Here is a 23998-nt window from a genome sequence, read left to right on the forward strand (position 1 = left end):
TTCTCAAGGCAGCGTATGATCTCCGTTCGACCGTCGTGGAAAGAGGACCGTCTTCCATGAACGGAGTAATTCCGGTGGGTGTCCGGAAGACTGTAATGGAGAGAGATGGTGAGTGCCCCAGACGGCATTTTCGCAATGCCGGTGCCTGCGTGTCCTGTGACGGCAGAGAAAGGACCGCCTGTCCGGGTGCTCGTAGTGGATGCCGATCCCATTGTGCGGGAGGCCATTGGACAAAAGCTGGAACAGGCTGCTGAAACGGACGTCTGTGCAGCGGTCGCAACGGCCGAGGACGCATTTGACGCCTTGGCCACATTGTCCCCCGACATCGTTATTCTGCATGACGAACTTCCGGGGATGAGCGGGTTGCAGGTGACGCGCGCCATCATGGTGCGCAGGCCCACGCCCATTCTGATTGCCACGGACATGAGGGCGCAGGATTCGGATTTGGCGTTTGAGTGCCTGCGTTCCGGCGCGCTGGGACTGTTGTCGCGTGTTCCAAGCGATCTTTCCTCACCCGCGCTGGTTGAGCGTATTGTCGCAATTACTCAAGCGGCCCGGCCCTCTCGTGCTCAGCCATCCACTCTTCCTCCTAAGGTCGCACCGCCATTTCGCCCCGCTGATCTGCTGTGTTTTCTGGTGGCAGAAGGTGGACTGGGCGCTGTGCTACGTCTTCTGGACGGGATGCCGGCCAAACCGGCACAATCTGTCCTGCTCGCGGTTTCCATCCCGGCAATTCTGCTTGCCCCTTTTGTGGCATGGCTGAACGATGCGATGGGACAGAGCGTGGTGGTGGCGGATATTTCGGGACGGACGACGCTGGCAACAGGCGTGGTGCATGTCCTCTCCGCAAGCGATCTGGCGCAGTTGGCGCCGGGACCGCGTGTGGTGAGCATGGTGCGCAAGCAGGAGGAGGCAGCCGATCCCGCCGCACGTAGCTTCGACGTGCTTCTGGCCTCACTCGCCGGGCCGGTAGCCCGACAGAGTTGTGTCGTTCTGATGGGGCACGCTGGCACGGCGGGGGCGGCTGGGCTGCTGCTTGTGCATCAGGCGGGCGGTCAGACCTTGGCGGAATATCCCTCGCTTTGTCCCTTTGCGGGAGCGCCGGGAGCGGCTGTGCGCATGGATGCGGTGGACGCCATTGGAACGGCGGACGAACTGGCCGAGGCTCTTTCACGGCTTCCTGCGGTGGAAAGCAGCCCCGACACCGTCTGCATATGACCCATTCGTCTGCTGTGCTGCTTCTGGTGGAGAACGCCGCCACGCGCCGGGCAGGGCTCGCCGCCGTTCTTGTTGAAAACGGTCTTTCCGTCGAGACCGTCACAAGTGCGGAAGATGCGCTGGACAGTCTGGATCATTCCCTGCCGGCCCTTCTCCTGACGGACCAGATTTTGCCGGGCATGAACGGTTGTCAGATGACGCGGTATCTGCGTCTCAACCGGGCGACACGCCCTTTGCCGGTCATTCTCCTGACGAACGGGAACGATCCCGATCTGGTGCGCGAGGCCCTGCTCGCGGGCGTGGATTCGTGTGTGCCACGTGAGGCGGATGTCGCGTATCTCCTTGCGCGGATTAGCGTGTGTCTGCGGGGCTATCGCGTGCCCCACGCTCTGTTGCGGGAGCGCTTCCGTCGGCCAACAGTGGCGATCGTGACGGGACAGGATGGATTGCTGAAGCATCTGCCGCACAAGAAGGGAGACAAAGGTCGATCCGGCACGTTTCCAGTGGTGGAACTGCTGAAAACCGATGGGCTGGAAGCGCTCCTGCCACCTTCCACAACGCTGGCCACACCCGATCTGTGGCTCGGTGGCGTGGATTGCGTGATCGTCGATCTCACAACATCGTCCTTCGATGCTCTCGCTCTCTGTCAGATGCTGGACCGGGCGCGCCGGACCCAGCTTTCCGGCGCGGAAACGCCAGCCTGTCTGCTTGGGTTCGGAAGTGAGGAGACGGGTGATCTCGCCTATGCGATCAAGGCGTTCAAGGCCGGGGTGGATGATCTTGTTCCCTCCAATGTCACCCCTGAAAATCTCATTCTGCATGTCCGGGTTCTGTTGCGGCGCAAGGCCATCCTTGATGAGAACCTGCGCAGCGCGGCCGAACGGGCCGCCCGGGACGAAGCGATGGAGGGCGCGCGGGCCAAGACCGTGCTCGCCGATGCGCTGGAGCAGGCCAACGATGAACTGGCGAGCGCCAACCGCAAGCTGATCGACGCTCAGACGAAGCTCGTGCAGTCGGCCAAGATGGCGTCACTGGGCGAACTCGTGGCGGGGATCGCGCATGAATTCAACAATCCACTGGCTTTCGTGATTGCCCATGAGGATACGGTTGCGCGTGCGCTTGAGCGTGCTGTTGCGGAACTGGAAGCCGGAAACGTGGAGATCGCCCGGGCCGTACTGGCGAAGGGGCGGGATCGGCTGGCCGCCACCTCGCTCGGGCTGGGCCGGATGCGCGACCTCGTGTCCAGTCTGCGCCGGTTCTCGCGACTGGATCAGGGCACGTTCGAGGACATCGACATGCCGGACGCGATCAACACCGTGCTGGCCCTTCTGGGGCCGAAGCTGACGGATCGCATCCGGGTTGAGCTGGATTTTCAGGGGCCTGCGGTTCTGAACTGTCAGGCGGCTCTTGTGCATCAGGTGGTCATGAACGTGATCAGCAACGCGGCCGATGCGCTGCATGCGCTCCCGCCTGACGATCCGCGTGTGCCGTGTATCCGGATCGGGACACAGTGCGTGGAAGGACGAGGGGGCCAGCCGGACATGTGGGTGGCCACCATTTGCGACAATGGCCCCGGTATTCCGCCCCTGATGCGTGAGCGCGTGTTCGAGCCGTTCTTCACCACCAAACCGGTGGGGGAGGGGACGGGGCTCGGGCTGGCGACGGCTTACGGTATTGTGAAGGCCCATCACGGCAGCATCGAAGTTTCTGACTCCTCTGCGGGTGGCACCTGCTTCACCATAGCGATTCCCATAACCCAGCCCGGCACGTCCGTCGGAATGATCCCGTTCGTACCTGAAGGAGAAATTCGATGAGTGCCGGACTGCCTTCCCACCACTCTGCATCCGGCCCTCGGGGAACAATTCTGCTTGTGGATGACGAGGCGGAAATACTGGTCGCGCTGACGGATCTTCTTGAGGACGAGTTTTCCATCCTCACCGCCACCTCGGCGGCGGAGGCCTTTGCGCTTTTGCAGGAGCACCCCGATACGGCCGTCATCGTTTCCGACCAGCGGATGCGTGATATGACGGGCGATGTGTTTCTGGCGCAGGCCCGGCAGATGTCGGACGCTGGCACCATCCTGCTGACAGGCTACGCCGATCTGGACACGGTTGCGGGTGCGCTCAACCGTGGCGCCATCACCTTCTGCGCCACGAAGCCGTGGGATCCGGGAAGCCTGCGGGCGATGGTGCGCGAGGCGGCCAATGCGTGCCGCATGCGTCGGACGCTGGCCACCGAACAGGCCTTGATGCGCAGTCTGTTCGACAATTTGCCCATGGGGCTGGCCATCACGGACGCACAGGGACGCATCACGCGGCTCAACGGTCTTGCCGCCGCTTCCTATGGCCGCCCTATGGAGAACTGTCTCGGCCATACCGAGGCCGAACTCCTGCCGGGGGAGACGCAGCGCGCCAGTGCGCTGTCAGGAGTGAGCGAGCCGATGCTGGTGGCGCGTCCGGATGCCGATGGGCAGGAACGCTGGCACAGGATTTCCCGTGTGGCGCTTTCGGGTGACGGAGCCGAGGCGCGGCCGCCCGAGACCCTGTCGGTGCTGATCGATCAGGATGTGACCGATCTGATGGACATGGAGCGACGGGCCCGGCAGGCGGACAAGATGCAGGCGATCGGCACATTGGCCGGTGGCATTGCGCATGATTTCAACAATCTGCTTACGGCCATTCTCGGCTCGCTCGAACTCGTCACCGATTTGCAACCGCCGACCGATCCCAATGTCGCGCGACTGTTCACGAATGCGATGGACGCGGCGCGTCGTGGCGCGGTGCTGACGCAGAAACTTCTGGATTTCAGTCGTCCGCGCGATTTGAGCCGCAGGCCGGTGGATGTGCCGGAGTTGCTGGTGCAGATGCAGGGACTGCTGGCCCAGAGCATCGGCGGCGGAGGTAGCCGCGCCACTCCGGTGCATCTGAAATTGCCCGAGACACCATTGCCACGGGCCTCGACCGATCCCTCATTGCTGGAAGTGGCGTTGGTCAATCTGTGTCTCAATGCGCGTGACGCCCAGCCGCAGGGCGGTGACATCACCATTTCAGCGCACGCGGCCGTTCTGTCGGATAAAAAGACCGAAAAGCGCGTGGTTGGCCGTTCCGGGCGACCGCTTCCCGCTGGCACTTATGTAGTGGTCTCCGTGACCGATCACGGCGTGGGGATGTCGGAGGAGGTGCAGTCCCGTATTTTTGAGCCGTTCTTCACCACAAAGACCGTTGGCTCGGGCATCGGTCTGGGACTGCCGATGGTTTATGGGTTCGTGCAGCGCAATGGGGGCGATGTGTGTGTGTCCAGCACGCCCGGGAAAGGCACGTCCATCGAACTGTGGCTGCCCGCGGTCGTCTCTTCAAACGCTCCGGTGAAGGAGCCAGTCGTCGCCCGCAAGCCCGATGAGTATCTGCGGAGCATCCTTGTCGTGGATGACGAACCGGCGGTTGCGGCTGTCACCGTGGGGTTTCTCTCGCGGGCCGGTTTCCGTGTTCTGGAATGCCATGGCGGCGCACAAGCGGTCGAACTCGTGCGCACACGTCCCGATATCGGCTTGGTGGTGATGGACCTGCTCATGCCCGGGATGAATGGCGATGAATGCGCCCGTCGCATCGGCACGTTGCGCCCGGATCTGCCGGTCATCTTCGTGACCGGCTTTGCCGATAGGGCGATCCTGCCCCCCGATGCCCGGGTGCTGGCCAAGCCGTTTACGCGAGAAGCATTGCTTTCGGATGTGACGGATCTGATCCCGAGCCGAAAATAAGCCTGCCCCTCACACCCGGTGAAGGCACCATGCGACGCGTCCGATGATGGTCAGTGAGTGACCATCCACTGGTGTGCCGAACACCGTATCTTCGGCGCGAAACGTCTCGGGTGGATAGATGGGGTTGTCCGACTGCACGAGAAATCCTGCCTCGGTGCGTGACACCCGTTTCACGAACAACGCACCACGCATGACGATGGCATAAACTCCTTCGATACGCGCCGTTTCGCGGGTGTCGATCACCAATCGGTCGCCGCTGCGGATGGTGGGCAGCATGGAATCCCCCTCTGCCGTGACGATCAGCACGGCAGAGGCCTGAAGGCCGAGATCTTCCGACACGAAGCCACGCGGAAAACGCATCCGTGTGGGAGATTCCTGATCGCAAACGCTCCCAAAACCGGCAGAGGCGCGAGCGTTGTAGTACGGAATAGTGACGAGATCGCTCTCGCTGTCCTCTTTTGTCTCAACGGTATCCCCGAAAAACAGCCATTGCGCACTGACTCCCAAGACAGGTGCTAATCGCTCGATCAGTCCGGGATTCCAGACACCCTCCGAGTCAAGATGACGACGAATGGTCGTGAGAGCCGGTTGTCCTTCTGTTTCCTCGCGAATGTCCCTGAGCGTCTTGCCTGAACGATGAATGGCAAGCGCCAGCCTGTTGTGCGGGGTGGAGGCGTCCGGGGGCGGCCCACCGGCCAAACCGGGTGGCCGTCCGCGACGTTGAGAAACGGGGCGAGAAGGCTGTCTCATTATCCAGCTTTCATATCATACATGAGACTAAAATGTTCCTGTTTTGTTCTTGATTTTATGATCGGAAACGATGTTTTAATCGTCACGAGACGAGCCTCCCAGCCTGCCCGGGTTGGAACTGGCCCGACCCCGGAACTTCAGGAGCCGGAACATGGCACGTGACCTTGCAGAAAGACAAGGCCGTGACTGTGTTTTTGTATCATTTTTGCTCCGAAAAGTGCCGCTGAAGAAAATACAGAGCATTCATCGGAAAAGTTCGCCATGACGAAAAAATTTGCGCCGGACCGCAGAGAGTCTCTCGACAGCCAGATCGTAGCACTTGCCGCGCGGGGAGCGTCCATTCGCAGGATTGCCGAGATGACGGGTGTTTCGCGCTCCTACACTCATAGGGCGCTTGTCGCTGTACGGGACCGTAACAGCCGCATCAGCGATATCCGTCGTGAGTGCGGCGGGCAGCCGCTCGCGCCCGGTTCGAACATCTCTTGCGTTGCAATCGGTCTGCGGCCTTACAGCCCGTTCTGATCGGTCATTGAAGTGTGTCCAGTGACCGTTCTTGGGGAAGGTAATTCCTTTTCGGCGGCGTCCACGGCTTCATGCAACGTGGAGCGGATACGCTCTGCTCCAATGAGCGCAGTCAGCCCGTGACGGTCCATATCGCTGCGCAGCCATGGGCTGACCCGTCCGAGAAAGACTGTGATGTGTTCACCCGAGAGTTCGGCCAGCAGTTCCCGCATGGTCTGAGCGGCCGAATAATCGATATCGGTCATCGCGCTGGCATCCAGCACGAGGCAATGCACGGGAGAGGGAGCGTGTGCCACGATCTCGCGGATATCGTCAGCGAAATGGGTGCTGTTGGCGTAAAACAGGTCCGCGCCAAAGCGGTAGATCACCAGTCCCGGCTCACTTTCGGACCCCGGCGTTGCCGGCTCGACCTCGAAGCCTCGTCCGTTGGGGCGTGGATGCAGGATCATGGTGTGCGGCTCATAGCTGTGGCGCACATGCCGGAACAGCGAGATGGCGATGGCGAGAAAAATACCCTGCTGCACGTTGATCGCCACCACGGCGGCAGCGGTGATCAAGGCCAGCCGAAATTCGCCGGGGCTTTCATGTCGGAGCGCTCGGATGCCCTTCATGTTCACCATGCCCATGGCGATGACCAGCACGATGGAGGCCAGCACACAGCGCGGCAGAAACTGGAGGGGAGCCGTGAGAAAGAGCAGTACCACAAGGGCAGTAAGGGAGAAGACCACCTGTGCCCGCTGCGTGCGTGCGCCGGCCCGCACACCCATAGCGGTCTGGGTGGGGCTGCCGTTGACGGTGAAGGCGCCACTTATGGCTGCCGCAAGATTGGCGGCGCTGAGGCCGAGAATATCGGCGTCAGCGTCCAGAGGCTCATGAAAGCGTGTCGCGAAGCTGCGGGAGGTGGCGACGCTCTGGGCGATGATGACGAACACGCAGGAAGCCGCGACGGGCAATAATTCCAGTGTCTCGTTCCATGACAGCCATGGAAGATGAAGGCTTGGCAGACCGCCTGCAACCGGCCCGATCACGGTCACGCCATGACCGGCGAAATGCCAGTGCCAGCTTGCGGCGATTGCGAAGACGATGACAAGAAGCGGTATGGGGGCGTCCGGCACAAAGCGACGGCCACCCGTCACGCACAGAACGGTCACGAGAGACAGAAAGGCGGAAAGCGGGTGCAGATGCACAAACGCTGCCAGTGTCCGTGCGAACACGATCAGGGCTGTCGGGCCGGTGATATGCAGCCCCAGCATTTCGGGAAGCATGGTCAGCGACACCTGAAGACCTACACCTGTCAGAAAGCCCATGAGCACGGTTAGAGACAGAAAATCTGCAAGGAACCCCAGACGAAATATCCGGCCCACAAGAAGGAAGGCCGCACATAGCAGCGTCACGACACCGACCATGGCCACGTAATGCGGCGATCCCGGCTCGGCCAATGGGGCAAGACCTCCCGAGAGAATGGCGGCCGTTGCGGAATCGGCTGCGACGACCAGATGGCGCGAGGAGCCGAGCAGCGCGAAGGCCAGCGGGGGCAGAAGGGCCGTGTAGAGTCCGGTCACCGCGGGCATGGCGGCTATGCGGGTGTATCCCAGCACCTGCGGAATATTGACGGAGGCGAGCGTCAGCCCAGCCACCACATCGCGCAGGAAAGAGGGGGAGCCATTGGGCGGCCTGTTCTGGGGTGCGGGGGTGTTCATACCCGGTCGGGTCCTGTCTTGCGTCCGGGGGCTGATGCCAGCGGGGGGAGGAAGGTGCGCCTCTTGTGATCGGCGACAAAGTGCCTATTTCTCATGACCATGAATACATACCAGACTTCGCAGCACGATCCTGTCGGGTGGCACGGCACCACCATTCTCTGCGTCCGTCGGGACGGAGAGGTGGCCATGGCCGGTGATGGGCAGGTGTCCCTCGGCCCGACCGTCATCAAGGGCAATGCGCGCAAGGTGCGCCGCATCGGCGCGAAGCGGAACATTCTGGCCGGGTTCGCAGGCGCCACGGCGGACGCTTTCACGTTGCTGGAGCGGCTGGAAGCCAAGCTGGAGCGCTTCCCCAACCAGCTTGAGCGCGCCTGCGTGGAACTGGCCAAGGACTGGCGCACGGATCGTTATCTGCGGCGGCTGGAAGCCATGCTCATTGTGGCGGACAAGGATCATTCCTACACCGTGACAGGCAACGGTGACGTGCTGGAACCCGAAGACGGCATTATCGCAATCGGTTCGGGCGGCAATTTTGCGCTGTCCGCCGCGCGTGCCCTGCTGCCGATCGAGGGGCTTTCGGCCAGTGAGGTTGCCAAGCGGGCGATGCGGATCGCGGGCGATATCTGTGTGTACACCAACCACTCGGTCACGCTGGAAGTCATCGGCGAGTCCGAGACGAAGGGTGAGTGATATCATGAGCATCATTCATTTCTCGCCGTCCGAGACGGTGGCGGAACTCGACCGCTTCATCATTGGTCAGACCGACGCCAAGCGCGCGGTGGCCATCGCGTTGCGTAACCGCTGGCGGCGGGCGCAGTTGCCCGAAGGTCTGCGCGAGGAAGTCGTTCCCAAGAACATCCTCATGATCGGTCCGACCGGCTGCGGCAAGACCGAGATCGCGCGCAGATTAGCCAAGTTGGCGCAGGCACCGTTCCTGAAGGTGGAAGCCACCAAGTTCACGGAAGTGGGCTATGTCGGGCGCGATGTGGAGAGCATCGTGCGCGATCTGGTTGAGGTCGCCATCACCATGCTGCGCGATCAGCGCCGTCGCGATGTGCGTCCGCGCGCCGAGAGTGCGGCTGAGGAGCGTCTGGTGAGCGTTCTGGCTGGAGAGGCGTCCTCTGCCGATACGCGCTCGCATTTTCGCAAGCTGCTGCGCGGCGGCACGTTGGACGACAAGGAAATCGAGATCGCCATCACGCCCGATCCGGCAGCGTCATCCGGTCCCGAGATGCCGGGAATGCCGCCGGGGGCCGCGCTGAACTTCGGGGACATGATGAAAAACATCATGGGCCGTGCGCCGCAGACCAAGCGCATGACGGTCGCCGCCGCGCGTGAGCAGATCATCCGCGAAGAAGCGGACAAATTGCTGGATTCCGATGCCCTGACTCGCGAGGCGGTGCAGCATGTGCAGGACAACGGCATCGTCTTTCTCGATGAGATCGACAAGGTGTGTGCGCGCTCGTCCGAGGGGGGATTTCGCGGTGGAGACGTGTCCCGTGAAGGCGTGCAGCGTGATCTGCTGCCGCTGATCGAAGGCACGACCGTTTCCACGAAATACGGTCCCGTGAAGACGGACCACATCCTGTTCGTAGCATCGGGCGCGTTCCATCTGGCGAAACCGTCCGATCTGTTGCCCGAGCTTCAGGGCCGTCTGCCGATCCGCGTGGAGCTTCAGCCGCTCTCGCGCGACGATCTGCGTCGCATTCTGACGGAGCCGGAACACTCGCTGGTGCGGCAGTATAAGTCCCTGCTGGAAACCGAAGGTGTCACGCTTGAGTTCGAGGACGCGGCGATCGATGCGTTGGCTGAACTGGCCGCGGATGTGAACGAGCGGGTTGAGAACATCGGTGCGCGGCGTCTGGCGACAGTTATGGAAAAGCTGCTGGAAGACATCTCTTTCACGGCGTCCGAACACAAGGGCGAGACCATCACCGTGACAGGTGACCTTGTGCGTGAACGTGTCGAACCCCTTGCCAACAAGGGTGACCTCAGCCGGTTTATCCTGTGATGACAGTCGATCCTTTCGTCAAACCGGAAGATGAAACGGCGCAGGATGCCATTGCAGCCATTGGAGAGGAGCTTGATCTCTTCGATGACTGGATGGACCGTTATCAGTACATCATCGAATTGGGGCGCAAGCTGCCGCTATTCCCGCCGCAATGGACGGATGATGCTCATCGTGTGCCCGGTTGCCAGAGTCAGGTCTGGCTGGAGGCCCACAAGGACGAGAACGGTCTGCTGTATTTTGCCGGAGCGTCTGACGCGGCCATCGTGTCCGGTCTCGTGGCGTTGCTGCTGCGGGTTTATTCCGGGCGCACACCAGAGGAAATCTTGGCAACCGATCCGTCTTTCCTGAGCGATCTCGGTCTGGTGCAGGCGCTTTCGACCAACCGGGGCAATGGGGTGGAAGCGATGGCACGGGCCATTCGCACCCGTGCTGCGCACGAGCAGGACGCGGACTGAGGAGACGGCACGCATGGACACGACGTTCTGGCTGGACAAATGGGACCGTCGTGAGACGGGTTTCCATGAGACCAGCCCCAACCCGCTGCTGACGGAGAATCTGTCGGTCCTGAATCTGAAACCGGGGGCGTCCGTGTTTGTGCCGCTCTGTGGCAAGACGCTCAATATAGGCTGGCTGCGTTCGCAAGGCTATGCGGTAGTGGGCGTGGAACTCAGCCCGATTGCCGTGCTGGAACTGTTCGAGGATCTGCATCTCACGCCGCATACGACGAAAGTGGGGGCATTGACCTGCCACGCGGCACCCGGCTTACGGATTTTTGAAGGCAATATCTTCGATCTCGATGCCGATACCTTGGGTAAAGTGGCGGCGACGTGGGATCGGGCCGCGCTCGTTGCCCTGCCGAAAGAAGTGCGCGCGCGTTATGCAGCGCATGTCACGGCCCTGACGGGGGACGTGCCGCAACTGCTGGTGACGCTCGATTACGATCAGCAGCAGGTCTCCGGACCGCCTTTCGCGGTATCGGGAGATGAGGTGAAAACGCTTTATGGCACGGCGTATCGTGTCAGTGAGGTGGTTTCGCGCCCGACATCCGTGAAGGGAAAATGCCCCGGCACTGAAAGCCTGTGGCATCTCTCGCCTGTTTTCGGAAGCTGACGTGAACTCTCAGATCACTTGATGAGCAAGGTGCAGGGCATGTTGTACGGTCTGTGCCCGCACGCTTTCCCTGTCGCCGTCAAAAATCCGGCTTTCCGAATAGGGAGGTTGTCCGCGTCGCTGGACGCCAAACCACACCAGTCCGACGGGCTTGGTGGGCGTGCCGCCGTCAGGACCGGCGATACCGGTCGTGGAGATGGCGATATCCGCATCTGGCGCGTGATCGAGAGCGCCTGATGCCATGGCTTTCGCTACAGGCTCACTGACCGCCCCCCATGTTTTCAGCAGTTCCGGCGCAACGCCGAGACATGATTCTTTCATGGTGTTGGAGTAGGTCACAAACCCGCCGGAAACGGCCACCGACGAACCGGCATGATGCGTAAGCGCGCTCGTGATGAGACCGCCCGTGCAACTCTCGGCTGTGACGATCATGAGACCGGCAGCTTTCAGCGCTTCCAGAAGATTTTTTGCCTCGATCAGAATGGTGGAGGGAAGGGAGGCGGTCATGAGGCAATCCTTCCTGTGAAAAGGGACGCTCGGCGGCGTCCCAATGGTTACCTTACTTCAAAAAGCCCACAAGACGCTCCGCTTCCGTGACGATCGGATCGGCAATGGTGGCTGCCCGCTGGCCACCGTCGCGCAGAATGGCATCAATGTGGGGCACATCACCCAGAAGACGCGCCGTTTCCTGTGCAATCGGTTCGATCCGGGCGACGAGAACGTCCGTCAGTGCTTTCTTGAACGGACCGAAACCCTCGCCGCCGTGCTGTTGAAGAACCTGTTCCGGAGTCTGGTCGGCAAGAGCCGCGTAGAGCCCCACGAGGTTACGGGCCTCCGGGCGTTCGGCCAGTCCTTCGGGGGAGGAGGGCAGCGGCTCGGGGTCGGTCTTGGCGCGACGGATCTTGAGAGCGATGGTGTCGGCATCATCCGTCATGTCGATGCGGCTCTGGGCGGAGGCATCGGACTTGGACATCTTTTTCGCGCCGTCACGCAGGCTCATCACGCGCGCGGCCTGTGGAGGCACGAAGGCTTCGATCTCGGGAAAGAACTCAACTTCGTAATCATGGTTGAACTTCTTGGCGATGTCGTTGGCCAGTTCGATATGCTGGCGCTGGTCATCGCCCACCGGCACTCGGGTGGCCTTGTAGGCCAGAATGTCGGCGGCCATCAGATTGGGATAGACATACAGACCCGCCGAGTGGTTCTCGCGGTCTTTGCCTGCCTTGTCCTTGAACTGCGTCATCCGGTTGAGCCAGCCCAGACGGGCGACGCAGTTGAAAATCCAGCCCAGACGGGTATGCGCGCTCACGGCGGACTGGTTGAAGAGAATGTGTTTCACCGGGTCGATACCGGAGGCGAGCAGCACGGCGGCCTGCTGGCGGGTCTGCTCACGCAGTTCAGTTGGGTTCTGCCACACCGTGATGGCGTGCAAATCCACAAGACAGAAAATGCACTCATGATCGTCCTGCAACGCCACCCAGTTGCGGATGGCGCCGAGATAGTTGCCCAAGTGAGGAATGCCGGTCGGCTGGATGCCGGAGAATACGCGTGTCATGGGGTGATGTTCTCGGGTGTTTCAGGGCAGCGGGTCAAGCGGGGATTAGGGCATGCCCTGCGTGTGGGAGAGTTTGTCGCGCAGATTTGCCACTCCGCTCGCGCCAATGCGATGGGCGCGGGCATAAGCCACGTCTTCGGGCATGATTTTTGGAGCGGGCTTCGTGCCGCCCTGTTCGGACAGCCATGTCAGAATGGTGGCGGCCTGGTCGTCCTTAAGATACCGGAAGAGGGGCATCTCGGCGTTGTAAGGGGAGCCATTAGCCTTTATCGGGCCGCTCAATCCGTTCATGAGCACCGCGGCGAGATAGGCGCGGCCTTCAGGTGTCGCGGCGATCCTGTCGATGCGCCCGATCAACGGCGGGACCGAACCTGCCATCCCCTGTCCTCCGTGATGACAGATCCCGCAGTTTGATCCATAGAGATAACGCGCGGTGGGATGGCGCGAGCAGCCTCCCAGAAAAAGGAGAATGGCCATGACCGGCAGGAGCGAGCGGCTCAGGCGGATGGTGGTGGGCATGCATCCTGTGCGAGACCGGCGACATAGAAATGAAGAGATCGTTTTCCGGTCGGCTGCGTTGTTTTTCATGTACAATTCCAAGGAGCCCAGACGATGAATTCTTCTCGTCATTTCATGTCCGTCTCATTTACCTGCGCCGTTATTGTCGGTCTTGCGACAGGAAGCGTCTTGTCGCAGGCCCATGCTGCGACGCGGGAGCAGCAGACAGCCGCCTGCAAGGGAGATGCACTCAAGTTCTGCACCTTCGACATTCCCAACGAGAAGAAGATTGCCTCCTGTCTTCAGGCCAAGCGTGAAAAGCTTTCTCCTGCCTGCAAGGCGATGTTTCCTGAAAAGAAGAGCGGCGCGAAGAAAAAGCCGAAGTGATAAAAGAAAAACCGCCCTTTCCTATAACGGGAAAGGGCGGTTCGGGTGTTACTCGGAGGCGTGATCCACACCCAGAAGCTGGATCTTGAAGATCAGCGGACTGTTGGATGGGATGATGCCCAGTTCACGGTTGCCGTAGCCCAGCTTGGCCGGGACGTAGAGCATCCATGTGTCGCCCACATGCATCATGGGCAGCGCTTCCATCCAGCCCTGTACCAGCCCGTCGAGCGGCATGCGCATATAGGCACCCTGACCGTGCTGATCGGAACTGTCGAAGATCGACCCATCCGGCAGACGGCCTTCATAGATCAGCATCATCATGTCGCCCTTGCGGGGAGACGCACCATCCTTGGGGCCGGAAGTCAGCACTTTGTAGGCCAGTCCGTCTGGCAGAACTTTCACGCCCGGCTGGGAAATTTCCTTCTGCATGATCTGCTCGGCCGTAGGTTCCGGCTCGTCCTTGTTCCCGCAGGCAACGATCGGCAGACACAGGGCCCCCGCCAGTGCGATCGGCAGGATACGATGGGATTTCGGAAAGAAACGCACCTTGTTACCTCGGATTTTGTTCAGGATCAGGCAGAAACGTGCAGTCTGCCCCGAGGTTGTTACACTACGGGGCAGAACTGGAAGCGTCAGAGCGAGCCGCCGCGACGACCGATCTGGCCGCCCAGACGCAGGCGTAGCGCATTGAGCTTGATGAAGCCCTGCGCGTCCTGCTGGTTATAGGCGCCCTCATCATCCTCGAACGTGACGACGCGGGTGTCATACAGGCTGTTCGGGCTTTCACGGCCCACGCAGATCACGTTGCCCTTGTAGAGCTTCAGACGCACGCGGCCCGTGACAGAATGCTGGGATGCATCGATCAGGGCCTGAAGCATCCGGCGCTCGGGCGAGAACCAGAAACCGTTATAGATGATCTCGGCATATTTCGGCATCAGGCTGTCTTTGAGGTGCATGGCCTCGCGGTCGAGCGTGATGGATTCGATGCTGCGATGCGCCGTCAGAAGGATCGTCCCGCCCGGCGTCTCGTAAATGCCGCGCGACTTCATGCCGACGAAACGGTTCTCCACGAGATCCAGACGTCCGATGCCATTGGCACGACCCAACTCGTTCAGCTTGGTCAGCAGCGTGGCGGGTGACATGGCCTCGCCATTGATGGCGACCGGATCGCCCGAGACGAAATCGATGGTGATCTCGGTTGCTTTGTCGGGAGCCGCTTCCGGCGCGATCGTGCGCTGGAAGACAATCTCTTCCGCGCCAATGGCGGGGTCTTCGAGGATCTTGCCCTCGGAGGAGGAGTGCAGAAGGTTAGCGTCCACGGAGAACGGAGCTTCGCCGCGCTTATCCTTGGTGACCGGAATCTGATGCTCTTCCGCGAAGGCCAGCAGGCGTGTGCGCGACGTCAGATCCCACTCACGCCACGGGGCGATCACCTGAATGTCGGGTTTGAGCGCATAATAGGCCAGCTCGAAACGGACCTGATCGTTACCCTTGCCGGTTGCGCCATGCGCCACGGCGTCGGCACCGACCTGCTCGGCAATTTCGATCTGGCGCTGGGCAATCAGCGGACGGGCGATGGAGGTGCCGAGAAGATACTGGCCTTCATAGAGCGTGTTCGCCCGGAACATCGGGAACACGAAATCCTTCACGAAGGTCTCGCGCAGATCCTCGACGAAGATTTCCTTCACACCGAACATTTCGGCCTTCTTGCGGGCTGGCTCAAGCTCTTCGCCCTGACCCAGATCGGCGGTGAAAGTGACGACCTCGCAGCCATAGGTCGTCTGCAACCAGCGCAGGATGACCGAGGTGTCGAGGCCGCCCGAATAGGCCAGAACGACCTTCTTGATACGTCTGTTGCCGTCGGCGCCTGCCATGCGAGCCTCTCTAGAATTAATCTATGTTCGAGTTGCCTCCCATCTTTGGGGTGCTCAAAGATAAGGAGTTCATCCGCGCTCCCTAGCACTCGTTGGCCATGCTGCACCACCCCCAAGGTCATTCCGCCCTCAAGGTCATCCCGCTCCCACCAAGATCATTTCCAAGATTGATACAGAGTTTGCAGGTCTCTTGGCGATGGCGGGCCGCGCAGCTATCACTTAGTTCTAATGCGCATTCTCTTCATCACGGCCACGCGGCTTGGCGATGCCGTCCTGTCCACAGGACTGCTCGACCATCTAATTCGGACACGGCCGGATGCGCGGTTCACCGTGGCCTGCGGACCGGTGGCGGCGGGTCTGTTCGAGCGCATGCCCCGCCTTGAACGTCTGATCGTCATGACCAAGCGGCGACATGACCGGCACTGGCTGGACCTCTGGCGCGTCTGCGTGGGGCAACGTTGGGACATGGTGATCGACCTGCGCGGTTCCATGACAGGATATTTTCTTCGCGCCCGTACCCGCCGGATCATGCGGGGAGGGCGCCGGAGCGGCGCTCGGGTTGCGCATGTTGGAGAGGTGCTTGGTCTGAATCCGCCCCCCATGCCGGTTGTATGGACGGATGAGGCGGATCGTGCCGTCGCCTGTGACGTGCTGGGGGATGGCCCCGTGATCGCCTTTGGGCCAACGGCCAACTGGGAGGGCAAGGTCTGGCCCGCAGAGCGTTTTGTGGCTCTGTGGCATGTCTTGCACCGCGCCTTTCCCCACCATCGGCTGGCGGTGCTGTATGGCCCGGGCAAGACGGAACGCGCTATGGCTGCGCCTCTTCTGGACATTGAAGGCGCGATTGACGCTGGTGGCCGTTTCTCTCCGGCCCAGACGGCGGCCATGCTGGAGCGTTGCGATCTGTTCGTGGGCAATGATTCCGGTCTCATGCACCTTGCCGCAGCCGCCGGAACACCCACTCTTGGATTGTTCGGACCCTCAAGGGCGAGCGAATACGCGCCAAGCGGGCGGCGAACCGCATGGGTGGTGGCGCCGGGTCCGGATGGTGAGGCTCCCATCGCTGGGTTGGACATTGAAGTGGTGGCCGAAGAGGCGCTGGTTCTTCTTGGCGCATCCAGAGCAGAGGCGGCGGCATGACCCTGATATCTGGCGATCTTTCACGGCATCTGGACCCGGAACTGCTCATGCCCGGCGCCATGATGCCGGTGACGCCGGCTGTCGTGCCGCGTGTCGCCCATGTGATGGCGGGTGCCGCGGCCGGTGGAGCAGAACTGTTTTTTGAGCGGCTGTGCATCGCGCAGGCAAAGGCAGGCGTGCCCGTTCTGCCGGTCATCCGACGTGATGAAGCACGGCTTGCTCGGCTGAAGGCTGGTGGGCTGACGCCCCGCGAACTGCGCTTTGGCGGGCAGGCGGACCTGCTGACGCGTCCGAAACTCAATGCCGCGCTGCGTGCTTTCCATCCGGACGTGGTCGTGGCCTGGATGAACCGGGCCGCACGTTTCTCGCCCAGTGGGCCATGGACGCTCGCAGGGCGGCTCGGTGGGTTTTACGATCTGTCCTATTACAAACGCTGCGAGCATCTGGTGGGGAACACGCACGGTCTGGTCGCGTGGATGATCCGTCAGGGATGGCCGCAGGACCGTGCGCATTACGTGCCCAATTTCGCGACCGATATCCGAAATGTCGAGCCGTGGCGTCCGCCTGAGATTCCACCCGGTGTGCCGTTCATTCTCGCACTTGGACGGCTGCACACGAACAAGGCGTTCGATGTGCTGATCCGCGCCATGAAGCGTCTGCCCGGCGTGCGGCTCATGATCGCGGGAGAGGGGCCGGAGCGCGAAATGCTGGAGACGCTGGTGCGGACGGAGCGGGTGCGCGACCGGGTGTTCATGCCCGGCTGGGCGGACGCAGCGCGTCTGGTGCGGGCGTGCGATGTGCTGGTCTGTCCTTCGCGTCATGAGCCTCTGGGCAATGTGGTGCTGGAAGGCTTTTCCGGCGTTCGCCCTGTTGTCGCGGCCGCCTCGCAAGGGCCGCGTGAACTGATCGTGCATGGTCGGAACGGTCTGCTCGCCGCCATCGACGATGATGCGGCGCTGGCGACGGAGATCGCGCGGGCATTGGGCGATCACGCTCTGGCACGGCGTCTGGCACTGGCGGGGCGGGCGACATACGATCGGCAGTTTGCGCCGCAGCCCGTATTAGAAGCGTGGCTGGGGTTTATGCGAAACGTGGCCCCGGACCCATCCGTTCAGCCGGGCGTCTAAAATGTGCGGTATTGCGGGTATTGCGTATCGACCGGGTGCCTCTCCCAGATCGCGGGAGGTGCTGGACCGGTTGGCGGCAGCACTCGCCCATCGCGGTCCTGATGGCGCTCATGTGGAGCGGCGTGACGGCATCGATCTGGTGCACACAAGACTGGCCATTGTGGACATTGCAGGCGGGGATCAGCCGCTTCATGCAGGCTGTGCAGCGCTTATCGCCAATGGAGAAATCTACAACGATCCTGCGATCCGTGCCCGGCTGGGTGACGCGCGTTTCACGACCCATAGCGATTGTGAGTCCGCTCTTGTAGCGTGGCAGGAGGATGGTCCCGGTTTCGCTCGCGCTCTGCGGGGCATGTACGCCATTGCTCTGGACGAGGGGCAGGATGGGCGTCTGCTTCTGGCGCGTGATCCGTTCGGTATCAAGCCGCTCTACATTGCGCGTCTGGAAGACGGCGTAGCATTTGCGTCGGAGCCGATGACGCTCATTCGTGCCGGGTTGGTAAAGGCGGACATACGTTCCGAAAAGCCACTGGAACTTGTGCAGCTTCAGTTCACAACAGGCACGCAGACCATTTTTGACGGCATCGAGCGCGTGAAGCCGGGCGAGACGCTGGAGATTCATCGGGGCGAGATCGTCTCGCGTCGTTTTGTAGCTGCTACGCCTGCGGCTGATGCCGAGACTATTGCGGAAGACAAGGCGCTTGCACGTCTGGACGGCGCATTGCTCGACAGTGTGCGCGCTCATGAGCGGGCGGATGTGCCGTTTGGACTCTTTCTCTCGGGCGGTATCGACAGTTCCTGCGTGCTGGCGGCCATGACGAGATTGCGTCGGGAAAGCAGCGGTTCGGCGCCGTTGCTGACATGGACGGCAGGGTTCGATGTGGCGAGTGCCGCGGATGAGACGGCCCATGCCGCCGAACTGGCCCGCAGCGTAGGTGCGGCCCACGAAATCGTGCGGGTGACGCGGAGCGATTTCTGGACACATTTGCCTGCGATTGTCGCCTGCATGGACGATCCAGTGGCGGATTATGCCATCGTTCCCACATGGTTGCTGGCACGCAAGGCGCGGGAGCAGGTGAAGGTCGTGCTGTCGGGTGAAGGCGGCGACGAACTGTTTGCGGGATATGGGCGCTACCGTCGCGCGGCAAAGCCGTGGTGGTTGGGAGGACGGTTTATGCGCAAACACGGTCTATTGGATGGGTTGGATGTGTTGCGCGAACGTCCCGCTAGTTGGCGAAATGGGCTGACGGAGGCGGAACGGGCCTGTGTGGGGCAAGATCGTCTCGCGGCAGCGCAGGCGGTGGATGTGCGGGAGTGGTTGCCCAACGACCTGCTGCTCAAACTTGACCGTTGCCTGATGGCGCACGGTCTGGAAGGCCGGACGCCGTTGCTTGATCCGGTGGTGGCGCAAGTGGCGTGGAATCTGCCCGCGCATCTGAAAATCCGTAACGGACAGGGGAAATACCTGCTGCGTCGCTGGCTGGAACAGGAACTGCCCTCTTCCCGACCGTTTGCGCCCAAACAGGGATTCACCGTGCCAGTAGGAGCGTGGATCGAAGAGCAGGGCGTTCAACTCGGTCCGCTGGTGGCGCGGCAAACTGCTGTCGCGGGGCTGGCCAGACCGGATCGGGTGGAGGCGCTCTTTCGCGGGGCTTCGGGGCGCAAAGAGGGGCTGGCGGCATGGGCGCTGCTGTTTCTCGCCCTGTGGCACCGTATTCACATCGAGGGCGTGTCGCCCGATGGCTGCGTCTCTGATACCTTGCGCGTCTACTGACACTAAAGCCGTTCATCATCGGAAGGACACGGACGACCATGCGCTACGATCTGATCATCCGGGGAGGCACCTGTATTCTTCCGTGGTGCGAGGCCGAAACCGACATCGGTGTGGTGGATGGGAAAATCGCCTCGATTGCGGTCGAAGCGGGAGCAGAGGCAGCGGAGGTGATCGACGCACGCGGTTTGCATGTCCTGCCCGGGCTGATCGACGCGCATGTGCATCTGCGCGATCCAGGCAATCCGGCGGTGGAAAGCATCCCGACAGGCACGAAGGCAGCGGCGCTTGGCGGAGTGGCGACCGTGTTCGACATGCCGAACACCAAGCCTGCGGTGACCAACACGGAAATGCTGCGCTGGAAGCAGGAATACGCCTCACGGGAGTCGTGGGTCGATTTCGCGTTCTATATCGGTGCGACGCGCGAAAACACGCCGGATCTTGCGGCTTACGAGCAGTTCGATGGAGTATGTGGCGTCAAGGTGTTCGCCGGCTCATCCACCGGCGATTTGATGATTGAGGACGATGACGGCATCGAGGCTGTGTTGCGCAGCGGTCATCGGCGTGTGTCATTTCACTCCGAAGACGAATATCGCCTGCAGGCGCGCCGCAAGGAGTTCGAGGTCGGTATGCCGTACGAGATGCACGCGGTCTGGCGTGACGCGGAGTGCGCATTCCTTGGCACACGGCGCATCGTGGCGCTGGCCCGCAAGACGCACCGTCCGGTTCATATCCTGCATGTTTCGACGGAGGAGGAGTACAAATTCCTCCAGAACTACCGCGATATCGCTACCACCGAATGTCTGGTGAACCATCTCTCGCAGGTTGGGCCGGAATGTTATCACGAACTGGGCGGTATGGCGGTGATGAATCCGCCAATCCGCGACCAGCGGCATCAGGACGCGGCGTGGCGGGCCGTGCAGGATGGCATGGTGGATGTGATTTCGTCCGACCACGCGCCGCATTCGCGTGAAGCGAAGGAAAAGCCGTGGCTGGAATGTCCGTCCGGCCTGACGGGCGTGCAGACGATCGTGCCGGTCATGCTGGACCATGTGAATGCGGGCCGTTTGTGGCTTGCGCGTCTGGTGGACACGATGGCGGCGGGGCCGGCACGGGTTTACGGCCTGCAGGCCAAGGGGCGTTTGACCGTCGGGTATGACGCGGATTTCACGTTGGTGGACATGAAGGCACGGCGGCGCATTTCCAACACATGGCTGGTCACACCGGCGGGCTGGAGTCCGTTCGATGGCAAGTCGATCAGGGGCTGGCCGATGGCGACCATCGTGCGCGGGCGCACCGTCATGCGTGAGGACAGCGTTTTGGGCGAGCCTCAGGGACGTCTTGCCTGTTTCCTGCCGTGATCCGATGAGATGAAGCGGTGAGGAAGTCTGTTTTCAGAACTTCCGAGTCGAGAACGGGGGCATGGGGCCCTCGCACAAGGACATCGCAAGATCATGACGTTTCCTGTCCGTCTGTTCGCCATTTTCGCTCTTGCCGCAGCCCCGGTCGCCGCACACGCTGAAGGTGTGTGGAATGCGCAGGGGTGCGGCTCCGAGCCGTCCATGCCGTCGCTCGATGTGTCGTCGGTGGAGCGCTACAACGCGAGCATCGACAAAGCCACGACCTACGAGAAGGCTGCGCGCACCTATAATGCCTGCGTTTCGCGGGAAGCCACGAAACAGCAGACCGCCATCAGCAATGAAGCAAAAGTGAAGATGGGCCATATTCAAGAAGGTAGTTCGGCTGTTCAGAAGCGGATCGGCGCCAATTTCACGAAAATTGCGTCTCAGCTCAAAGCAGCGGATGCAAAGTTCGGCAAGAAACACTGAAATTCGTTGAAGATATTTCTCATTTTCTTGTGATCCCAAGGAAACGAATGGGAGACATCTTCGTTCTTCCGGTCTGAATTGACGTTTCAATATGTTACAGTGCTTTTGACTGTTTCTGAAACACTCTGACCGGAGGGTTTGACGTGAGCACCAGTAATTCGTCCCATCTGGGAGCACGAGCGGCGTCCCTTTTGCCTGCCGCTCTGGATGTTTCCGTTACGGATTACTGTAATGCCGATTGTGATTTCTGTGGTTTTGCCAAATCCCGCATGAAAGGCAAGGCGCGTCATTTCATCGATGCGGGCGAGTTCATTCGCGCGCTTCCCATTCTGTCACGACGCAATATCTCTTTCGTTGATTTTCAGGGGGGCGAGCCGCTGCTGCATCCCCGCATCGTTGATATGGTGGCAGCGGTACGGCGTCACGATATGAAGACGAATCTGATCACCAATGGGTGGTCATTGCCAGAACGTGCGCGTGAACTGGCGGATGCGGGTCTTAAGGCGCTGTTCATCTCCATCGATAGTGACGATATCGCTGTCCATGAGAAAAATCGGGGTCTGCGGGGAGTGGGCGAGCGTATCCGCGATGGCATTGCCTATATGAGTGCGCGCCGAATTCCGGTGATGGCCTCCGTCACGGTGTCGCGTCTGGTGGATTTTGCAAAACTTCCTGACACATTGGGAAGCTTGGGATTCAGTGGAGTGACGTTTTCCTATCCCCGGCGGGAAGCTTTCGACTCTTCATCGCTGGTTTTCAATGAAGACAGTGATCTCATTGATTTCACGGATGATGAACTGATTAAGGTGCTTGATCGCATTGTGGAAATGAAAAAGAGTTTTCCCGTGCTCAATCCCACGGCCTCCATACGCGACATTCAACGTCACATTCGTGGTGAACGTGAGCACTTTCCCTGTGTGGGGGGCTATAAATATTTCTATATGGACTGGAAACTGAATGTCTGGCGGTGCGAGGCATGGAACCAGCCGATGGGATCGGTTTTTGAATTCGATAAAATTGCTGATGATCGCACACCATGCACGAACTGCATGATGTCCTGTTACCGTGATAGCAGCACGATGATGTATGCACCGCTAGCCGCAACTGAGGCGCTGGATTATCTCGCGCAAGCGCAGGTGAGGCAGGCGGCGCAATCTGTCTTCAATCGCCGTGTTCTGGAATCGGCAAAGTCCACGCTTCAGGAAGCCGGTCTGCTTTTTCGTATGTGTCGAGGCTATTCCGCCAGTTGAGGTGTGTCCCTATGCTTCATCAGCATAGGGGTTTTTTGTGCCTCGTAACTGAAGGCGGATCGGCACGCCTTCCAGTCCAAAGGTCTCACGCAGGCCATTCACCAGATAGCGTTTGTAATCGTCGGGCAACTGGTCGGCGCGTGTGCCAAAGACCAGAAATGTGGGCGGCCGGGCTTTAACCTGCGTGATGTAGCGCAGCTTGAGGCGGCGTCCGCTCACCAGCGGCGGCGGATGACGGTCCAGCATCATCTCGAACCAGCGGTTCAGCTCACCCGTAGGCACGCGCGAGTTCCAGATATTCGCCACGTGCCGCACGGCGGGAAGCAGCTTGTTTACACCTGCGCCGGTTCGGGCGGAAAATGCCACGACCGGCAGCCCGCGCATCTGGGCCAGAGAGATATCGAGCCGGTCATGGATCGCCTTGCGGGTTGCCACGCGATCTTCCACGGCATCCCATTTGTTCAGCGCAATGACGCAGGCGCGGCCTTCACGCTCGATCAGGCGGGCAATGTGCAGATCCTGATCGTGGATGCCAGACAACGCATCAATCACCAGCACCACGACTTCGGCACGCTTGAGCGCCTCAATCGTGGCGGACGTGGACATTTTCTCCAGTGACTCGTCAATGCGGGCCTTGCGGCGCAGACCGGCTGTATCGACAACCTGCACTTCACCGTGCTCGTCACGCGCGATGACAGCCACGGAATCCCGCGTAAGACCGGGTTCCGGGCCGGTAATCATGCGTTCCTCGCCCAGCACGCGATTGAGAAGCGTGGACTTTCCGGCATTCGGGCGTCCGACAAAGGCGATTTTAAGCGGGCCGGGAGAAGGAACTTCGATGTCTTCTTCAGCATCCACGAGAGACACATCTTCGGGAAGCTCGGCTGTGCCTTCGAGAATATCGGACAGGCTGACTGTCGCTTCGGTCTTTTTGACGACCGGTTTTGCGGACGGCTTCTCTTTTTTCTCGCGAGGTGCTTCGGGAGGCAGAGCGTCCACGATCATTGTCATCAAGTCTGCGATGCCGTCGCCATGTTCGGCGGAAATGCCGATTGGCGTGCCCAGCCCGAGCGAAAAGGCTTCCATGGCCGCTGCCGCCCCGGCTTTTCCTTCGGCTTTGTTGGCGACGAGAAGAATGGGACGGTTCTGGCGGCGCAGCCATGTGGCAAAATGCTCATCGGCGGGTGTGATACCGGCACGGGCGTCGATGCAGAACAGCACGAGATCAGCCGTCTGCACGGCCTGTTCGGAGGAGGCGCGCATCCGTCCGAACAGTGTGTCGGGGCCTGATTCTTCCAGTCCAGCGGTGTCGATCAGACGCACGGTGCGTCCACGCAGCGTGGCTTCGCCTTCCTTGCGATCACGGGTGACGCCCGGTTGATCGGCCACAAGCGCCTGACGGCGGCCCACCAGACGGTTGAATATCGTCGATTTGCCGACATTGGGGCGTCCGGCAATGACCACCGTGGCCATCTGCCCGGTGGGCAGCGGCGCTTCCG

At 61.0% G+C, this 23998-nt stretch carries 23 protein-coding genes; 15 read left to right on the forward strand and 8 right to left on the reverse strand.

From position 1 onward, the window contains the following. The first annotated feature begins 108 nt into the window (after positions 1-108). From GOB87_RS05845 to GOB87_RS05855, 3 genes are read left to right on the forward strand one after another with little or no spacing between them, the layout of a single operon-like run. Positions 109-1218, forward strand: coding sequence for a chemotaxis protein CheB (locus GOB87_RS05845; protein ID WP_166313743.1), 1110 nt, complete (start codon positions 109-111; stop codon positions 1216-1218). Next, complete coding sequence (locus tag GOB87_RS05850; protein WP_166313745.1) at positions 1215-3032, forward strand: ATP-binding protein; 1818 nt, start codon at positions 1215-1217, stop codon at positions 3030-3032. Before GOB87_RS05845 ends, GOB87_RS05850 begins: the two co-directional genes overlap by 4 nt. Further along, a complete protein-coding gene (locus tag GOB87_RS05855; protein ID WP_166313747.1) occupies positions 3029-4975 on the forward strand; it encodes a response regulator in 1947 nt (648 codons plus the stop codon). The genes GOB87_RS05850 and GOB87_RS05855 overlap by 4 nt, the downstream gene beginning before the upstream one ends. Before the next feature lie 9 nt (positions 4976-4984). Here the strand turns inward: GOB87_RS05855 and GOB87_RS05860 are convergent, their stop codons facing one another. Then, positions 4985-5725: a S24 family peptidase gene (locus tag GOB87_RS05860; RefSeq protein ID WP_166313749.1), complete on the reverse strand. Its 741-nt coding sequence runs from the start codon at positions 5723-5725 to the stop codon at positions 4985-4987. Between the two features lie 261 nt (positions 5726-5986). Between GOB87_RS05860 and GOB87_RS05865 the strand changes: the two genes are divergently transcribed. Further along, entirely contained in the window at positions 5987-6247 is a 261-nt protein-coding gene (locus GOB87_RS05865; protein ID WP_166313751.1) for a helix-turn-helix domain-containing protein, read from the forward strand. Here the strand turns inward: GOB87_RS05865 and GOB87_RS05870 are convergent. After that, positions 6232-7947: a SulP family inorganic anion transporter gene (locus tag GOB87_RS05870; RefSeq protein WP_166313753.1), complete on the reverse strand. Its 1716-nt coding sequence runs from the start codon at positions 7945-7947 to the stop codon at positions 6232-6234. The genes GOB87_RS05865 and GOB87_RS05870 overlap by 16 nt on opposite strands. 99 nt (positions 7948-8046) lie before the next feature. On the opposite strand from GOB87_RS05870, the gene hslV reads away from it, so the two are divergent. Genes hslV through tmpT form a run of 4 tightly spaced genes read left to right on the forward strand, consistent with a single transcriptional unit; the run spans position 8047 to position 11068 of the window. Further along, complete coding sequence (hslV, locus tag GOB87_RS05875; protein ID WP_166313835.1) at positions 8047-8637, forward strand: ATP-dependent protease subunit HslV; 591 nt, start codon at positions 8047-8049, stop codon at positions 8635-8637. A 4-nt stretch (positions 8638-8641) separates the two neighbouring features. Next, positions 8642-9958 (forward strand): ATP-dependent protease ATPase subunit HslU, encoded by a 1317-nt coding sequence (gene hslU / locus GOB87_RS05880; protein WP_166313755.1) that lies wholly within the window; start codon positions 8642-8644, stop codon positions 9956-9958. Continuing rightward, positions 9958-10413 carry a SufE family protein gene (locus GOB87_RS05885; protein WP_166313757.1) on the forward strand — a complete coding sequence of 152 codons (456 nt, stop codon included), beginning with the start codon at positions 9958-9960 and terminating at the stop codon, positions 10411-10413. Before hslU ends, GOB87_RS05885 begins: the two co-directional genes overlap by 1 nt. Before the next feature lie 13 nt (positions 10414-10426). Next, a complete protein-coding gene (tmpT, locus tag GOB87_RS05890; RefSeq protein WP_166313759.1) occupies positions 10427-11068 on the forward strand; it encodes a thiopurine S-methyltransferase in 642 nt (213 codons plus the stop codon). Positions 11069-11077: 9 nt separating this feature from the next. Here tmpT and GOB87_RS05895 read toward each other — a convergent pair whose 3' ends face one another. The 3 genes from GOB87_RS05895 to GOB87_RS05905 are packed head-to-tail and all read right to left on the reverse strand — an operon-like array spanning position 11078 to position 13142. Next, on the reverse strand, positions 11078-11575 hold the full coding sequence (locus GOB87_RS05895; protein ID WP_166313761.1) for a CinA family protein: 498 nt from the start codon (positions 11573-11575) through the stop codon (positions 11078-11080). A gap of 52 nt (positions 11576-11627) precedes the next feature. Then, positions 11628-12623, reverse strand: coding sequence for a tryptophan--tRNA ligase (gene trpS / locus GOB87_RS05900; RefSeq protein WP_166313763.1), 996 nt, complete (start codon positions 12621-12623; stop codon positions 11628-11630). Positions 12624-12668: 45 nt separating this feature from the next. Next, the gene (locus GOB87_RS05905) at positions 12669-13142 is read right to left on the reverse strand and encodes a c-type cytochrome (RefSeq protein ID WP_166313765.1); all 474 of its coding nucleotides are present in this window, start codon (positions 13140-13142) and stop codon (positions 12669-12671) included. Positions 13143-13235: 93 nt separating this feature from the next. On the opposite strand from GOB87_RS05905, the gene GOB87_RS05910 reads away from it, so the two are divergent. Then, positions 13236-13508 (forward strand): hypothetical protein, encoded by a 273-nt coding sequence (locus tag GOB87_RS05910; protein WP_242006186.1) that lies wholly within the window; start codon positions 13236-13238, stop codon positions 13506-13508. A 48-nt stretch (positions 13509-13556) separates the two neighbouring features. Here the strand turns inward: GOB87_RS05910 and GOB87_RS05915 are convergent, their stop codons facing one another. Continuing rightward, complete coding sequence (locus GOB87_RS05915; RefSeq protein ID WP_166313767.1) at positions 13557-14054, reverse strand: FKBP-type peptidyl-prolyl cis-trans isomerase; 498 nt, start codon at positions 14052-14054, stop codon at positions 13557-13559. 86 nt (positions 14055-14140) lie between these two features. Next, positions 14141-15382 carry an argininosuccinate synthase gene (locus GOB87_RS05920; protein WP_166313769.1) on the reverse strand — a complete coding sequence of 414 codons (1242 nt, stop codon included), beginning with the start codon at positions 15380-15382 and terminating at the stop codon, positions 14141-14143. Between the two features lie 228 nt (positions 15383-15610). On the opposite strand from GOB87_RS05920, the gene GOB87_RS05925 reads away from it, so the two are divergent. From GOB87_RS05925 to GOB87_RS05950, 6 genes are all read left to right on the forward strand, one after another. Continuing rightward, complete coding sequence (locus GOB87_RS05925) at positions 15611-16522, forward strand: glycosyltransferase family 9 protein (RefSeq protein ID WP_166313771.1); 912 nt, start codon at positions 15611-15613, stop codon at positions 16520-16522. A 47-nt stretch (positions 16523-16569) separates the two neighbouring features. Beyond that, positions 16570-17649 carry a glycosyltransferase gene (locus tag GOB87_RS05930; protein ID WP_242006196.1) on the forward strand — a complete coding sequence of 360 codons (1080 nt, stop codon included), beginning with the start codon at positions 16570-16572 and terminating at the stop codon, positions 17647-17649. A 1-nt stretch (position 17650) separates the two neighbouring features. After that, positions 17651-19423 carry an asparagine synthase (glutamine-hydrolyzing) gene (gene asnB / locus GOB87_RS05935; RefSeq protein ID WP_166313773.1) on the forward strand — a complete coding sequence of 591 codons (1773 nt, stop codon included), beginning with the start codon at positions 17651-17653 and terminating at the stop codon, positions 19421-19423. 38 nt (positions 19424-19461) lie between these two features. Further along, positions 19462-20781, forward strand: a complete 1320-nt coding sequence (locus GOB87_RS05940) for a dihydroorotase (protein WP_166313775.1) — start codon at positions 19462-19464, stop codon at positions 20779-20781. Between the two features lie 93 nt (positions 20782-20874). Next, positions 20875-21249, forward strand: coding sequence for a hypothetical protein (locus GOB87_RS05945; protein ID WP_166313777.1), 375 nt, complete (start codon positions 20875-20877; stop codon positions 21247-21249). A 143-nt stretch (positions 21250-21392) separates the two neighbouring features. Beyond that, complete coding sequence (locus tag GOB87_RS05950) at positions 21393-22499, forward strand: radical SAM protein (RefSeq protein ID WP_264806521.1); 1107 nt, start codon at positions 21393-21395, stop codon at positions 22497-22499. A 9-nt stretch (positions 22500-22508) separates the two neighbouring features. Here the strand turns inward: GOB87_RS05950 and der are convergent, their stop codons facing one another. Then, positions 22509-23972 (reverse strand): ribosome biogenesis GTPase Der, encoded by a 1464-nt coding sequence (der, locus tag GOB87_RS05955; RefSeq protein ID WP_242006198.1) that lies wholly within the window; start codon positions 23970-23972, stop codon positions 22509-22511. Positions 23973-23998 lie beyond the last annotated feature (26 nt).

Origin of the sequence: Acetobacter estunensis (assembly GCF_011516945.1) — a bacterium.
Taxonomy (GTDB): domain Bacteria; phylum Pseudomonadota; class Alphaproteobacteria; order Acetobacterales; family Acetobacteraceae; genus Acetobacter; species Acetobacter estunensis.

Excerpts from the sequence above, each read along its gene's own strand:
- GOB87_RS05945 (WP_166313777.1), top strand. The coding sequence starts at position 20,875 with ATGACGTTTCCTGTCCGTCTGTTCGCCATTTTCGCTCTTGCCGCAGCC.
- trpS (WP_166313763.1), bottom strand. The coding sequence starts at position 12,623 with ATGACACGCGTATTCTCCGGCATCCAGCCGACCGGCATTCCTCACTTG.
- hslU (WP_166313755.1), top strand. The coding sequence starts at position 8,642 with ATGAGCATCATTCATTTCTCGCCGTCCGAGACGGTGGCGGAACTCGAC.
- GOB87_RS05850 (WP_166313745.1), top strand. The coding sequence starts at position 1,215 with ATGACCCATTCGTCTGCTGTGCTGCTTCTGGTGGAGAACGCCGCCACG.
- GOB87_RS05920 (WP_166313769.1), bottom strand. The coding sequence starts at position 15,382 with ATGGCAGGCGCCGACGGCAACAGACGTATCAAGAAGGTCGTTCTGGCC.
- der (WP_242006198.1), bottom strand. The coding sequence starts at position 23,972 with ATGGCCACGGTGGTCATTGCCGGACGCCCCAATGTCGGCAAATCGACG.
- GOB87_RS05885 (WP_166313757.1), top strand. The coding sequence starts at position 9,958 with ATGACAGTCGATCCTTTCGTCAAACCGGAAGATGAAACGGCGCAGGAT.
- GOB87_RS05940 (WP_166313775.1), top strand. The coding sequence starts at position 19,462 with ATGCGCTACGATCTGATCATCCGGGGAGGCACCTGTATTCTTCCGTGG.
- GOB87_RS05930 (WP_242006196.1), top strand. The coding sequence starts at position 16,570 with ATGCCCGGCGCCATGATGCCGGTGACGCCGGCTGTCGTGCCGCGTGTC.
- GOB87_RS05865 (WP_166313751.1), top strand. The coding sequence starts at position 5,987 with ATGACGAAAAAATTTGCGCCGGACCGCAGAGAGTCTCTCGACAGCCAG.
- GOB87_RS05870 (WP_166313753.1), bottom strand. The coding sequence starts at position 7,947 with ATGAACACCCCCGCACCCCAGAACAGGCCGCCCAATGGCTCCCCCTCT.
- GOB87_RS05910 (WP_242006186.1), top strand. The coding sequence starts at position 13,236 with ATGAATTCTTCTCGTCATTTCATGTCCGTCTCATTTACCTGCGCCGTT.
- tmpT (WP_166313759.1), top strand. The coding sequence starts at position 10,427 with ATGGACACGACGTTCTGGCTGGACAAATGGGACCGTCGTGAGACGGGT.
- asnB (WP_166313773.1), top strand. The coding sequence starts at position 17,651 with ATGTGCGGTATTGCGGGTATTGCGTATCGACCGGGTGCCTCTCCCAGA.
- GOB87_RS05860 (WP_166313749.1), bottom strand. The coding sequence starts at position 5,725 with ATGAGACAGCCTTCTCGCCCCGTTTCTCAACGTCGCGGACGGCCACCC.
- GOB87_RS05925 (WP_166313771.1), top strand. The coding sequence starts at position 15,611 with ATGCGCATTCTCTTCATCACGGCCACGCGGCTTGGCGATGCCGTCCTG.
- GOB87_RS05895 (WP_166313761.1), bottom strand. The coding sequence starts at position 11,575 with ATGACCGCCTCCCTTCCCTCCACCATTCTGATCGAGGCAAAAAATCTT.
- hslV (WP_166313835.1), top strand. The coding sequence starts at position 8,047 with ATGAATACATACCAGACTTCGCAGCACGATCCTGTCGGGTGGCACGGC.
- GOB87_RS05855 (WP_166313747.1), top strand. The coding sequence starts at position 3,029 with ATGAGTGCCGGACTGCCTTCCCACCACTCTGCATCCGGCCCTCGGGGA.
- GOB87_RS05905 (WP_166313765.1), bottom strand. The coding sequence starts at position 13,142 with ATGCCCACCACCATCCGCCTGAGCCGCTCGCTCCTGCCGGTCATGGCC.